Origin of the sequence: Paenirhodobacter enshiensis (assembly GCF_000740785.1) — a bacterium.
GTDB lineage: Bacteria > Pseudomonadota > Alphaproteobacteria > Rhodobacterales > Rhodobacteraceae > Rhodobacter > Rhodobacter enshiensis.
On record NZ_JFZB01000044.1, the window covers coordinates 1 to 13,386 of the forward strand.

Sequence of the window (13,386 nt, forward strand, 5' to 3'; positions counted from 1 at the left end):
GGCTCGGGCCGGACCAGGATCAACGGCGAAACAGCTCCGGGGCAGGGCGGTCCGGAAAAAGAACGCCCATTCTCGTCCGGCATCGGGGGCGTGCCAGGCTGCTCAGGCCATCGCAGATATCGGGCGTGAGCCACGCCCGGTCACAGCGGGGGAAGCCATTTGCCGACACGACCTGGGCATCTTGCGGGAGGAGGTCGTCTTCACGGCCCGATCACGACCGTGGCGGAGGAGGATCGCCCCATGGCATCGAGAACCGTCAGGCGGATCGCGCCGGCAGGGGGCAGATCCAGAACCGCTTCGCGTGTCCGCGCCGCGATGACCAGCGGCACGCCGTTCGCAAGCCAGGTGAAGGGCGGCGATCCTCCCTGCAGCTTCACCGTCAGCCCCGCCCCATCGGCCAGTTCGATCCGGGCGCCGTCCGGGGGAAAGGCCAGCACGGGATCGTCCTGTGCGATGCCGGAAAACACCGCTTCCCGGGGGCGATAGCGTTGCAAGGGGGGCGGCAGGCGGTCGTTCGGCACGATCAGGGTGGCCGGCGGTGGGGGGGGGAGCGGCTCCTTCGGGCCGCCGGCACGGTCAAACATCTCGAACAGCAGTGGTGCGGCCAGCTCGCCGCCGAAGGCACCGGGAACCGGCGTGCCATCGGCGCGCCCCATCCACACCCCCGCGACCCAACGGCCGTCGAAGCCGATCGCCAGTGCATCGCGGTTGCCGTAGGAGGTTCCGGTCTTGTAGGCGATGCGGTCGCGCGCGGCACCCGGCGGCGGCGGCAATTGCCGCAAGATGTCGGCGACCTGCCAGGCGGCGACGTCACCGAACAGACGCCCGGGCAGCGGATGCGCTGCGCCGGCCTCGGCCGAGAGCGCGATGGGCTGCCCCATCCGGGCGAGCGCCGCATAGGCCTGCACCAGATCGGCGAGGCTGATCCCGAGCCCGCCGAGCGCGACCGCCAGCCCCGGCACCCGCGCGCCGGGGATCTGCACCTTCGCGCCGGCGCGCCGCAGCGTCGCGATCAGCCGCGCCGGCCCGATGGCATCGGTGAGGCTCACCGCCGGCAGGTTCAGCGACAGGATCAGCGCCTCGCGCACCGAGACCGTGCCGCGGAACTGCCGGTCGAAGTTCTGTGGCCGCCACAGACCGAAAGCGGCCGGCTTGTCGTCGATCAGCGTCTCGGGATTGACCCGCCCGTCATCGAAGGCCAGAGCATAGACGAACGGCTTCAGCGTCGATCCCGGCGAGCGGATCGCCCGCGTCAGATCGACGAAGCCCGCCCGCGCGCCATTCGTCCATTCGGCACCGCCGACCTCGGCCAGAACCTCGCCCGAGCGGTGATCGGCGAAGATCATCGCCACCGAAACCTGTGACGCCATCCCCGCCACCGCGCGCTGTGCAAGGGCCTCGGCCGCGCGCTGCAGCGCCGGGTCGATGCTTGTCGGGATCCGCGCACCCGGCGGATAGGCGGCAGCCAGCCGTTCGCTCAGATAGGGGGCGAGGGCGGTGAAATCGTGCCGTTTGGCCGGGATCTTCTCGCGCGTCGCCGCCGCGGCACTCCCGGCGTCGAGCACACCGGCCTGCGCCAGTCGCGACAGGATCCGGTCGCGCGCCGCCCGGGCCACGGCGGGGGCGCGGTCGGGGCGCCGGGTCTCGGGCGATTGCGGCAGAGCGATCAGCAGGGCGATCTCGGCCGGCGTCAGGCGGCGCGGCTCCTTGCCGAACCAGCTCAGCGTTGCCGCGCGCACCCCCTCGACATTGCCGCCGAAGGGCGCAAGCCGTAGGTAAAGATCGAGGATCTCGGGCTTCGTCAGACGCCGTTCCAGCGCCATCGCGACGCGCACCTGCCGCAGCTTGCCCGAAATCTGTCCGGTCGGACCCTCCTCGATCAGCCGCGCCACCTGCATCGTCAGCGTCGAGGCGCCCGAGACCACATGACCGGCGCGCAGCATCTGCGCCACCGCCCGCAACGCCGCCCAGAAATCGACGCCGTTGTGGCTGTAAAAGCGGCTGTCCTCGCAGGCGATCAGTGCCGCGAGATAGGCCGGATCGACATCGCGCGGATCGAGCCGCCATCGCCCGTCGGCCACCGGGAACACCCGCAGAAGCGAGCCGTCGCGCGCCACGACCTCTGTTCCCACCGGAACGTTCAGCTCAGGCAGCTCGGTGCGCGTCACCCAGTCGTCCAGCGCATCGCGCCCGCCCGCCGCCAGCGCGAGCGCGAGCGCGAGCGCGAACAGCGCGCGATGCGGTTTCACTCGATCACCACGGTCCCGGTCTCGCCATGGGCGCGCTGATCGGGGCGATACATGTCCTCGACCGAGGGCGCGGGCAGATGGAACGTGCCGGGGCTGACCGCGCGCACGATATAGGCGAGGCGGAACGGCGCATCGCTTTGCCAGTCGAGCGCGGCGAGGAAGCGGTCCTGACGGAACTCGGTCATCCGGGTGTCGGCGGTCTCGCCGATCCAGTCGAGCGAGGCCAGATCGCCCGCGCGCAGCAGGTTCGGATTGTCGATCTCGAACCCGGCGGGCAGGGGATCGTTGACCATCAGCCGCGCCTCCTGCCGGCCATGCGGACGGATATCGTCAATCGCGACAAGGCGCGTGCCCTGCGCGATCTTCGCGGGATCGACGGGTTCCCCTTCCATGGTGAAATAACTGCGCCGGATCGACCAGCCGGTGCCGCCGGCGGGCTCGGCCACCTCGGGCACGCCGGTGGTGGTCAGGGTCAGCACCTGCGGCTTCGTGCCGGTGTTCGAGATCGCGATGGGCTCGGCGGCCTGCGCGTCGAAGACGCCCGCGACGGGGCCCTTCACGGCGATGCCGTTCATCGTCAGCCCCTCGGCGCCGGGGCGGTCGATCATCGCGCTCGCGGCGAGGAGAGACCAGCTCGCCTCCTGCGTCGAAAGCTGCGTCGCGCCGATCCGGTCGGACAGCGTCGCGCCGATCTTGTCGCGGTCGATGGCCGTCGATCCGGCCTCGGAGGCGAGCGTCAGAACTGCCGCCATGTCGCGCAGATTGGTGCCGTAATCGTCGCGCCAATGCGTGCTGTCCTTGCCGGATTTCGCGATCATCCGGCCGGCGCGGGCGAACATCGCATCGGCCCGCGTCGGATCGCCATAGGCCGCCAGCGCCGCGCCCAGCTGTGCCGCCGCAATGGGCGTCGCGAAATCGTCGCCCTTCACATCGGCATAGTAGCGCAGATCGCCGATGGCCGCCGCGCCCTCGCGGGCCAGAACCATCAGCTGATAGGCCACCAGCCCGCCGCCGCCATTCGAGGTCGCATCGAAATCGGGGGCGGCATTCACCTGATTGCGCAGGTTGTCGAGTGCCTGCCGGAACGCCAGATCCGGCACCTTGTAACCGGCCTTGCGCGCGCGGCTGAGGAAATCCGTCACATAGGCATCGAGCCAGCCATCGCCCGACTCGGGCGACCACAGCCCGAACGCGCCGGAGCTGTCCTGATTGGTCAGGATGGCCGCGATGGAACTGTCGATCCGTGCCGGCAGATCGGCGGGGGTCACCAGATCCATCGCTTCGGCGACCGAGGACAGATAGAGCAGCGGCATCGCCTTCGAGGTGATCTGCTCGGTGCAGCCGTAGGGATAACGGTCGAGCGCGGCGAGCAGTGCCGGCGTATTGAACCGCGCGATGGGGCCGGCGGCGACGGTCGCGTGACCCGTGCCCGCCACCAGGCCGGCGAACAGGTTCGCATCGAGGGTGAAGGTCTTGCCCGCCGCCAGATCGAAGCGCGACTGCCGCGCGATGGCGGGATCGTTGCGCTCGACCGGGATGGTCAGCGTCTTCTCCAGCCGCTTGCCGTCGGGCGTGGTCAGCACGACCGAAAGCGTCTTAACGCCCTCGGACATCGGGGCGCTGATCGGCACCGTGACCACCGCCTTGCCCTGATCCTTCAGTGTGACCGTCGCGGGGACATCGCCGGTCGCCAGCCCGTCAGAGCTGACCTGAAGCGCCATCTGCCCCGCGGGGCCGCGGGCATGGACGATTTCGAGCAGCGCGCGGGATGTGTCGCCGGGCGCCATGAACCGCGGCACAGAGGCCGTCACCACCACCGGATCGCGCACCAGAACGTCCTTGTTCGCCTGACCGACGGCGGTCGTGGTCCACACGACCGCGTTCAGCCGCACCGTGCCGTTGAACGCCGGCATGTCGAACGACGCATGGACGATCCCATCCTTGTCCGCCGTCAGCGGACCCGAGAAATAGGCGACCAGTTCCTCGGTCGGGGGTGGGGCATTCGCCACCGACATCGAGGCATCGCCGCCCGAGCGGATCGCGCCTGCGACGCCGGCGCGTCCGTCGATCAGCCGCCCATACAGATCGCGCAGCCCGACGCCCAGACGGCGCTGGCCGAAATAGGCGCCGACCGGATCGGGCGATTTGAACGCCGTCAGGTTCAGGATACCCACATCGGTGGCCGAGATCGTCGCGTGAACGACATCCCCGGCCTTCGCGCCCTCGACCCTGAGGGCCACCGGCATCGCCGCGCGCGGCTCTGAGGCGTCGGGCATGTCGAAGCTCGCGTGCAACAGCCTGGCACCCGGATCGACGCTCGCATAGCTGAGGCCGAGCGCGCGGACCGGCGCCCGTGCGGGCGCTTTCGGCGCATCGAGCGGCCGGATCGTCATCGCAGTGACATAGGCACCGCCGCCCCATTCATCGGTCACCGGCAGGTCGATCACATTCTCGCCCGCCTTCACCGGAACCGCCTTCATCGCGATGACCCGGTTCGACAGCACGGACACCAGCGCCACGCCATCGGCCGCGGGCACGATCCGCAGATGCGCGGTCTCGCCCGCCTTGTAACCCGGCTTGTCGAGCGACAGCTCCAGCCGGTCGGGGCTGGCCACGGTGTCGGCCGGGGCGAACCATCCCGCCTCGAAGGATACCGAGGAGGCGGTGTAGTCAGACCCGGTTCCGGCCTCGACGATCAGCTCATATTCGCCCCAGGTGGTCTTCGCCGAAATCTCGGTCGCGCCGGATGGCGAGAGCGCCGCATCGCCCTCGGCCACGCGGGTGCGCTTTACCGTGGGTTCCCAGCTCCAGCTGCCATCGAGCGCATACCACTGATAGGTGCGCTCGATCCGGTTGACGCGCCAATGCGCCTTCTGCGCGACGGGTTTCGCCTCGGGGCCGAGCGCGATCAGACTGAACCGCGCGGTGGCGCCCTCGGGCAGGCTGTCGGCGAAGGCGGGCTTGATGCCCAGAACCACCGCCTCGGGCATCAGCGTGCGCGAGACCTCGCGCTCGACCGGCCGGCCGGAACCTTCGCGCACCCGCACGGTGAATTGCCCGTTCAGCGGCTGGCGTATCTCGGCCGCCTCTTCGGGCAGGGCGAGCGGGACTTCGGCCTTGCCGTCCGCATCCGTCACGCCCGAGTCGATGGTGCCGAAGATCTTCGGCGCTTCCTCGTCATAGCGGCCGAAACGATAGCCTTCGAAGCCCGGCAGGGCGGTGGTCGCGCTCAGCCGGATGTCGCCCTCATAGCCGAGATCCGCCCCCGGCGCGCCGAACAGATAGCGCGCGTCTAGCCCGATCTGCGGCAGATCGCCGACCGGCAGAACCCCCTCGGTCATGGTCAGATCGAAGTCGATCCGCTCGGGCAGGAAATCTTCGACCAGCAGTTTCGCCGAGGCGAGCGGCGCCGCCTTCGGATCGGCATGGACATCGAGCCGCCAGGTGCCGCGCGGCACGTTGGCGCCGAGCGCGAAATCGACCACATGGCCACCGGCGCCCGCGTCTGTCGTCAGGGTGCGGCGGTATTCGACGCCATCGGGACGGATCAGCACCGCGGTCAGCGGCACGCCCGAGAGCGCCGCGACTTCGGTATCGCGCGCGAGCATCGTGGCATGGATCGTCTCGCCCGCGCGATAGGCGCCGCGGTCGGTGGTCAGGAACAGGTCGATCGGCGGCGCGGGCGGCAGGCCGGTGACACCGCGATCCGACAGGTCGAACTCGGCATCCGTCAGCGACAGGAAGGACATGTCGTCGCCTTCCGAGACCGAGACCATCGCCGGCGCCCCGTTGTCCGCGCGCAGCGCCAGTGCCGGGCCGAAATGCGCGACGCCCTCGGGATCGGTCTGCACCGTGCCCAGCACCTCGTTCGCGCGCGACACGAGTTCCACTTTCACGCCCCTGGCGGCCGAGGCGTCCGACAGATGGCGCACCGCGACGCTCAGCCCGTCGGTGCCCGACCAGGTGGCCATGCCGAGGTCCGAGATCGAGAACCACTGCGTCGCCGCCGGATGCTCGTAGGGGTCCGCGCCGGGCACCTTCGCCTCGAGCGCATAGACCCCGGGGCCGAGCGCCCCGGTCACGTCCTGAACCGGCAGGCGGGTGGTGATCTCGCGGTTCACCTCCATCTTCACATCGGCGGTTCCGGTCCAGACCGTCTGCGCCATCTGGTCCGAGAGCTGCTCCATGTCCCAGTGATCGAGCGGGCGGCCCATGAAGCCCTCGCGGATCGCCGCCACCAGATTGCGGTCGGAAACCTTCAGGATCCTGAGATCCAGATGTTCGAGGTTGACCGTCTGCACCGGCAGCCCCTGATCGGCACCGCGCGGCAGGATATAGGCCTGACCGGCGAAACTGACCTGAGGCGCGCGGTCGCGGACATAACCGGTGACCGGCACCGATTTCACCAGCGTCTCGCCGGTCGCCGAGGGCAGGCCCTTGCGGAAGGTCACGGTGTAGCGCGTGCCGCGCTCCAGCCCGCCGATGCAGATCTGGCTGCCCTCCGGCTCGACCGAAAGGCCGCCCGCGGGCAATTGCACGAAGCTCGCATAATCGACGCCCGAGCGCGCCAGATCCTGCGAGAAATCGGCGCAGATCCGGGGCGCGGCGCCATCGGCCTCGACCCGGTTGCCGGTGATGCGAAAGCCGTATTTCCCGATTGCATCGTCAAGCGCGGCCTGAATGTCCTCGCGGTTCGACAGCTGCGCGGCAAGCGTCAGCGCCGGGATCGTGTCGCGGGTCGCGCCGCTTTGCTCGAAGGCCTGCGACAGCACGACGAGCGCCTCGGCCGCCGTCGCGTCATCCATCGCGCGCAGATAGCCGTTCACCGCGGCCGGGGCCGCCTCGTCCTGGCTGTCCTCGGTTTCCAGCGCGCGGCGCGCGTAATCGACCCAGAGGTCGGCGGCGTCGGTCAGCACGATCAGCGCCCCGCCCAGACGTTGCGCCGCGTCCGTGTCACCCTGGGCGACGGCCTTCAGAAACTCCGTTCGCAGCGCATTGATATCGGCAAGGCCGGTCTCGTGCTGCTGGCCGAAACCCTCTGCCTGCCGACGCGCGGCCTCGATCCGGTCAGGGCCGAGGAACCCGGCCGCTTTCGCCCGCGCGATCCCCTTCGCCAGAACCTTGGGATCTTGCGCGAGCACCAGCCCCGAGAACGCCCCGTTGAACGGGGTCGAGCCGGTCACGTCGGCCTTAGGGAAGCACGATCCGTTGCGGCTGTTGAACGTCACCGCGGTGCAGGCGGCGGTGTCGAGGCAGGCCGCGATGCAGGCCTCGATATCGGTGTCGAAGATCTTCTGCAGGTCGCGCCCGACGAGATCGACGCCTTCGCCGAAGGCGATGCGCTTTGGCGGGATCGGCGAGGGCTGCTCTGCCTGAGCCATTACGCCTGACGCCCCCGTCAGTGCCATGATCGTCACAAGAAGGCGGGGAAATGCAGACAGGCGCATGATACCTCTGACAGAAAATAAGGCGATAAAGCTGGTGCTCGCGGTTTCGTGAGTATGACATGCGCCGTGCGGCAGGACAATGAAACCCCGAAGCCGGGGGCCTGTCGCGGGGCGGGGGAAAGCGGGGGGCTGGGCAATCCCGGCCCCCGGAACCGCCCGTAGGAGACCGGACATCTTCCGTTCGCGTCAGTTCCGCCGTCCGGACCCGCTCTCACCCCCGGAGCGCGGTCAGCGGGGGTTGCCGCCAGGCGAGTGCGGCCGGGATCAGTGGCACCACGAGCCCCGCCAGCGCCAGAAGCCCGAGGCCTGTCAGATCGTCGCCGCTGAATTCCACCGGCAGCGGAAACCCCTGACGCGCCGCGAAGCCTAGCGACATCAGCCGCGCGGCGAGATAGCCGAGCCCGAGCCCCAGCCCGAGCCCCACCAGCATCAGCGCGCACAGCTCGCCCCAGACGATGGCGAAGATCGCGCCGCGCGGTGCGCCGAGGGCCCGCAGCGCGCCGATCTGCGCGCGGCGCTGCCCGACATGGATGACCGCCACCAGCAGAAGCGAAGCCGCGACCAGCGCCTGCGTGCCGATGGCAATGGCCGAGAGCACCGTGCGCGCATCGCCCATCATCGCATAAAGCCCGGTCAGCACCTCGGCCGGGAACACTGCCAGCGTGTCGGGTCGCTGCCGGTAGGTCTGCCGCAGGCGGTAGGCGTCGGCGATGCTGCGCGGCTTGACGAGGATCGCCGGAAGGCCGGGGAGCGCGCCGCTCCAATCCTCGTCGAGTGCGGCATCGGCATCGAACAGCCCGTGGCCGTCTTCATGCCCCGCCTCATCGGACGGAGCGTGATCGGGTGCGGCCTCATGGCCGGTTTCAAGCGCATGGACATGCCAGACCGCCTGAATCGGCACCAGGATCGCGCGGTCCCATGGGGTGCCCGTCGGGCGCAACCGGCCGGTGATGCGATAGCCGATCTCGCCATGCGCATGGCCGCCCGCTTCGGGCAGACCGTGCATCGGGGTGACGGTCTCGCCGGGCGACAGCCTGACCGCCGAGCCCACGACCGCCTCGCCCTCTGCCGCGAATATCCGCCCCTCGGCAAGGGCCGAAGCGCCGTCCGCGATCGCCGCGCGCGAGGTGCCGACGATCGGATAACCCTGAAAGAAATCGCCGAAGCCCACCGGCGCGGCCCAGGCGACGCGCGGATCTTGCGCCAGATCGCGCAGCACCTCGCCCGGCATCAGCGGCAGCGCGGCGGGTTGCAGGAACACGCTCGAGAGCACGAGCTGGGTCTCGCTGCCCGGGGCACCGATCACCAGATCGAATTTCTCCGACGCCCGGGCCGAGCCGAGCCTCAGCGCGCGTTCCTGCAAGGTCACCGCCGTGCCGAGCGCGACGGCAAGCGCGGTCAGCATCACCACCACGATGGCCGCGGGCCAGAGCCGGCGCAGATCGGCCAGAATGAAACGCAACATCAGGCGATCTCCGGCAAGGCAGGGGTCGAAAGCTCGGCGGTCCGGTCGGCGCGGATTTCGCCGTCCTGCAACGTGATCCGGCGCGGGAAACGGGCGATCAGGCGCGGGTCGTGGCTGACGACGATCAGTGTCGCGCCGGACGCCGTGGCAAGCCGTTGCAGCAAGGCGCCGATCGCCGCGCCATTCGCCGGATCGAGGCTCGCCGTCGGTTCGTCGGCGACGATCGCACCGGGGCGGCGCAGCAGCGCGCGGGCGACGGCGACGCGCTGCATCTCGCCGCGCGACATGGTTTGCACCGGCTGATCGGGGCGCGACAGGCCGACCTCGGCCAGAAGCGCATCGGCGCGGCGGAGCGTTTCCGGCCCGGCCGCACGCGCAAGCCGCGCCGGCAGCAGCACGTTTTCGCGTGCCGTCAGGCCGGCGAACAGGTGAAACTCCTGCATCACCAGCCCGATATTCGCACCGCGCCAGCGGTCGCGCGCGCCCTCGGTCAGCGCCGCGATATCGGTGCCGTCCCACAGCACCCGCCCCGCGGCCGGACGGATCAGCCCGGTGATCGCGTTGACCAGCGTCGATTTGCCAGAGCCCGAGGGGCCGGTCAGCACGACCTGCGCGCCCGCCGGGATCTCGAGGTGCGCGATGCGCAGGCTCGGGGCGTCGAGCCCGGGAAACCGGACCTCGAGCCCGGAGAGGGAAAGCGATGGCATCGGTCGGCCTCCTGCGCTGTCAGACAAGGCCGAAACTGGCATCGCGCAGCCGCAGCTGGCTGACGAAGCCGGTGTCCGGATCGACCCAGGACCCGTGTTCGAGCCGCCCGGTCACCTCGATGGTGCGGTTGGGCTGCACGAAGGTCTGGCGGTGTTCGAGGTAGACGACGACGATGTTGTCGGGCCAGTCGGCATCGGTCGAGCAGAACGGGCACAGCGCCATCGGTACCCTGGTCAGCACGAAGAATTGCGCCTCGGCCTTCAGCGGCGGCGCCATGAAGCCGCGGATGCGCACGCTCTGGCCGTCGAGCAGTTTCACCTTGTCCGAGAACGTCAGCCCGAGCGCGCTGTAGCCGCCGTAAAGCTGATCGAAGGTCAGCTCGGGCGCCTCTGCCCGCGCCATGCGCGGCAGGGAGGCCAGAGCGGGCAGTGCGGCCAGAAACTGGCGGCGGCGAAGAGCGAAAGGCATGGGACCCCCGGTCGGAAATGGGAGAGGGGCCCGCGCGGGCGGGCCCCCGAAAACAGCCGTCAGCGGCTTATTTCTGCGCGGCACCGAGCGCGAAAGCGTCGGCGAGCACCCGGTAGACGTCGGACTGCTCCATGTAGCCCTTGAACTCGTCCGAGCCGGGGCCGGTCGCTTGCAGCACCACGTCGTCGACCGCATGAACGGCGGTGTCGGCACTCTTCGGCAGGTTGCCGACGCGCAGCACCGCGCCGGGGACATCCTTGTAGGCCTCGTTCGCGACGTAATCGCCCGTCTCCGTCTTCACCGCCGGCTCGAACGGGCCATCCATCTTCGGACGGAAGGTCTCGTAATAGTCCGGGAAGTTCGACGAGAAGATCGCCAGACGGCGCGACACGTCGATCTTGTCGGGATAGCCGTCGTGATCGGCGTCGGTGTAATTCGGGTAACCGGCATCGTCATAGACGCCGACCTTGTCGCGCATCTCGGTGCCGGGCTTGTCGTCGTCGATGGTGCCGATCAGCGACACGCCATGCGTGTGATCGCCGGCCACCACGATCAGCGTGTCGGGATGGGTCCTGGCGAAGTCCTTCGCCACGCCGACCGCCTGATCGAACTCGATGGTCTCGATCACGGCGCGGTCCCAGTCCATCGGATGGGACATCTTGTCGATCGAGGCGCCCTCGACCATCAGGAAGAAGCCGTCGGGGTTCTTCGACAGCTGGTCGAGCGCGGTCTGCGTCATGTCCACGAGGCCGGGCTGATCGGGGAACTTGTCGACGGTGCCGGTCTTCAGGAACGAGCGGTCGAGCTTGGTATCCATGTTGCCGGTGTGGAACAGACCGAGGATCTTGCCGCTGTTGCTGCCATCGGCCGCCTTCAGCTCGGTCGCGGTGGTGGCGACGGTATAGCCCGCATCGCGGAACAGCGAGATGTAATCCTTGTCGTCCTTGCGCTTCGAGCCGGGGATGCCGGATTTCAGGAAATAGGCCGAGCCGCCGCCGAGGACGACCTCGGGCTTCACGTCGTAGATCATGCCGACGATCTCGGCCTTGTCGGCGCGCTTGCGGGTGTGCGAGACGACGGCGGCCGGGGTGGCGTCCTCGATCTCGGCGGTGGAGACGATGCCCACCGATTTCTTCGTGGTGCGGCGCAGCGCCTCGGCGATGGTCTCGACCTTCGGGTCGTCGAGGCTCGAGGGCGTGCGGTCGGCATAGACGCCGAGCGCGTTCACCCGCGACTTGTGGCCGGTCATGTAGGCGGACATCGTGTTGGCCGAGTCGGTCGCGATCGAATGCGTCGAGGAGGTGCCGATGAACGCCATGTGGTCGAGGTCGTCCATCGCCAGACGCCCGTCCGCCTTGCCGTCATGCATGCCCTTCGACATGATCCGCGCCGCGGTGCGATGCGCCACCGACAGCCCGTCGCCGAGCAGGAAGATGACGTTCTTCGCCGTCGGAACGGCCGGGGTGCCATAGACCGTCCAGGTCACCGACTTGGTTTCCGTCCCGGCGGTGACGGCGACGGTGTAATCGCCGGGCTTGGCGATGCTCAGGCCGCGCGCGATCAGCGCCGAGCCCAGAACCTTGCCGTCCTTGCCCTTCTCCTCGGCGACGAATTCGGCCGGCTTGCCGAAGACCGAAGCATAGGGCTGACCGTTGACGGTGACCGCCACGTCTGCCGCGGCATGGACCTGATCGAGCTCGATCTTGAAGTCGAAGGGCGAGCCCGCGAGGATCGTCGCCCGGTCGAGCGGCATGATCGCCGGTTCAGCCTGTGCAATCCCGGCCAGAATCGTGGTCGCGGCGAGAGAGAGAAAAAGTGCGCGCATTCGTGCCTCGTGAATCAATGCAGTTCGATTATCCGAGGGCTGACTTAGATCCGGGACATCACGGGAATGTGACACTTGTCCCGTCGAGGAGAGCTTCGCGCAGGCGTCTCGCCTGCCGGGCGATGCGGTTCAGCGCGACTGGCCGGGGCCGATCACATCGACCCAGCCGGCGATGAACCGTTCGCGCTGCGCCCGGTCGCGGGCGGCGAGCAGGGCCGAGCCGATGGCGATGGGCCGTCCGATGCCCGAGGCCATCAGTGCCTTCGGTCCGGTGACGTCGTCGGGCAGGGGATTCGCCGCCGAGAAGTAGAACGCCTGCCGGTCCGTGACCGCACGCCCTTCGGCCGACAGCAGGTAATCGACGAAACGCCGCGCGAGGTCGGGCTGGGCGGCCTGTTTCGGAATGACCATCCCGCGCGACAGCACGATCGTGTAATCGTGCGGCACGACGACCCTCAGATAAGGGTGCTGCAGATGGAACGCATAGGCATAGCCGCCAAGCACATTGTAGGCGATCTCGATCCGGCCGTCCTCAAGGGCATCGAGCACGTCCTTGTTGCAGCATCGCGTCAGGGTTCCCGCGCGGCCGAAACTTTCCAGCAGACGGCCATAGGTCATCGGGGCCTGCTGCGAATCGTAGAACGCTAGCAGGTAGCCGATGGCCGATTTCGAGATGTCATAGGTGCCGATCTTCCCGCGATAACGGTCGGGCTTCAGGCGCAGCAGATCGGCGAGATCGGCATGGCTCTCGGGCACGTCCTCTGGCGGAACGTGACGGCTGTCGTAGACGATCACGGCCGGTTCGAAGCTGAAGCCGAAAACCTCGTCGCGCCAGTTCGCCCATGCCGGAAGCGCAGAGGTCTCGCGTGAGCGATGCGCCAGCACGCAGCCGTCGTTTGCCAGCGCCACCAGCTGATCGACCGCCGAAGAGATCAGCAGATCGGCTTCGGGCCTTTGTTCGGCGCAGGCTCGTTCGGCCTTCTCGAACAGGTCGTTCGTCACCATGTCGCGAAAATCGACGGCGACGTCAGGGGCGGTCTTCTGGAACCCGCGGATCAGTGGCGCCATCGCCTCCAGATCTGTCGCCGCCGTCAGGTTCAGGACCCGCGCCTGTTGTGCGGGAGCGGGGAAGAAGGTGCGTTCTCCCTCTGCCGCGCGGGCCTGCGCCAGACCGGATGCGGCCATGAGGCCGAGCGCAAGCAGCCCGAGAAACGCCTGTCTCAT

General features: G+C 68.8%; 7 protein-coding genes. All 7 read right to left on the minus strand.

All coding sequences use genetic code 11. The annotated features are described in order from the left end of the window. Positions 1–200 precede the first annotated feature (200 nt). The gene (gene pbpC / locus CG50_RS14185; RefSeq protein WP_036639745.1) at positions 201–2,249 is read right to left on the minus strand and encodes a penicillin-binding protein 1C; all 2,049 of its coding nucleotides are present in this window, start codon (positions 2,247–2,249) and stop codon (positions 201–203) included. Continuing rightward, positions 2,246–7,630 carry an alpha-2-macroglobulin family protein gene (locus CG50_RS14190; RefSeq protein ID WP_394297141.1) on the minus strand — a complete coding sequence of 1,795 codons (5,385 nt, stop codon included), beginning with the start codon at positions 7,628–7,630 and terminating at the stop codon, positions 2,246–2,248. The genes pbpC and CG50_RS14190 overlap by 4 nt, the downstream gene beginning before the upstream one ends. 277 nt (positions 7,631–7,907) lie before the next feature. Further along, on the minus strand, positions 7,908–9,161 hold the full coding sequence (locus CG50_RS14195) for an FtsX-like permease family protein (RefSeq protein WP_036639748.1): 1,254 nt from the start codon (positions 9,159–9,161) through the stop codon (positions 7,908–7,910). Then, positions 9,161–9,868: an ABC transporter ATP-binding protein gene (locus CG50_RS14200; protein ID WP_036639750.1), complete on the minus strand. Its 708-nt coding sequence runs from the start codon at positions 9,866–9,868 to the stop codon at positions 9,161–9,163. The genes CG50_RS14195 and CG50_RS14200 overlap by 1 nt, the downstream gene beginning before the upstream one ends. 19 nt (positions 9,869–9,887) lie before the next feature. Beyond that, positions 9,888–10,337, minus strand: coding sequence for a hypothetical protein (locus CG50_RS14205; protein ID WP_036639752.1), 450 nt, complete (start codon positions 10,335–10,337; stop codon positions 9,888–9,890). A gap of 67 nt (positions 10,338–10,404) precedes the next feature. Continuing rightward, a complete protein-coding gene (locus tag CG50_RS14210) occupies positions 10,405–12,162 on the minus strand; it encodes an alkaline phosphatase (RefSeq protein WP_036639755.1) in 1,758 nt (585 codons plus the stop codon). Between the two features lie 129 nt (positions 12,163–12,291). Next, a complete protein-coding gene (locus tag CG50_RS14215; RefSeq protein WP_036639758.1) occupies positions 12,292–13,386 on the minus strand; it encodes an ABC transporter substrate-binding protein in 1,095 nt (364 codons plus the stop codon).

Coding starts and splice junctions, on each gene's coding strand:
- CG50_RS14190 (WP_394297141.1), bottom strand. CDS start 7,630: ATGGCTCAGGCAGAGCAGCCCTCGCCGATCCCGCCAAAGCGCATCGCC.
- CG50_RS14215 (WP_036639758.1), bottom strand. CDS start 13,386: ATGAGACAGGCGTTTCTCGGGCTGCTTGCGCTCGGCCTCATGGCCGCA.
- CG50_RS14200 (WP_036639750.1), bottom strand. CDS start 9,868: ATGCCATCGCTTTCCCTCTCCGGGCTCGAGGTCCGGTTTCCCGGGCTC.
- CG50_RS14210 (WP_036639755.1), bottom strand. CDS start 12,162: ATGCGCGCACTTTTTCTCTCTCTCGCCGCGACCACGATTCTGGCCGGG.
- CG50_RS14205 (WP_036639752.1), bottom strand. CDS start 10,337: ATGCCTTTCGCTCTTCGCCGCCGCCAGTTTCTGGCCGCACTGCCCGCT.
- CG50_RS14195 (WP_036639748.1), bottom strand. CDS start 9,161: ATGTTGCGTTTCATTCTGGCCGATCTGCGCCGGCTCTGGCCCGCGGCC.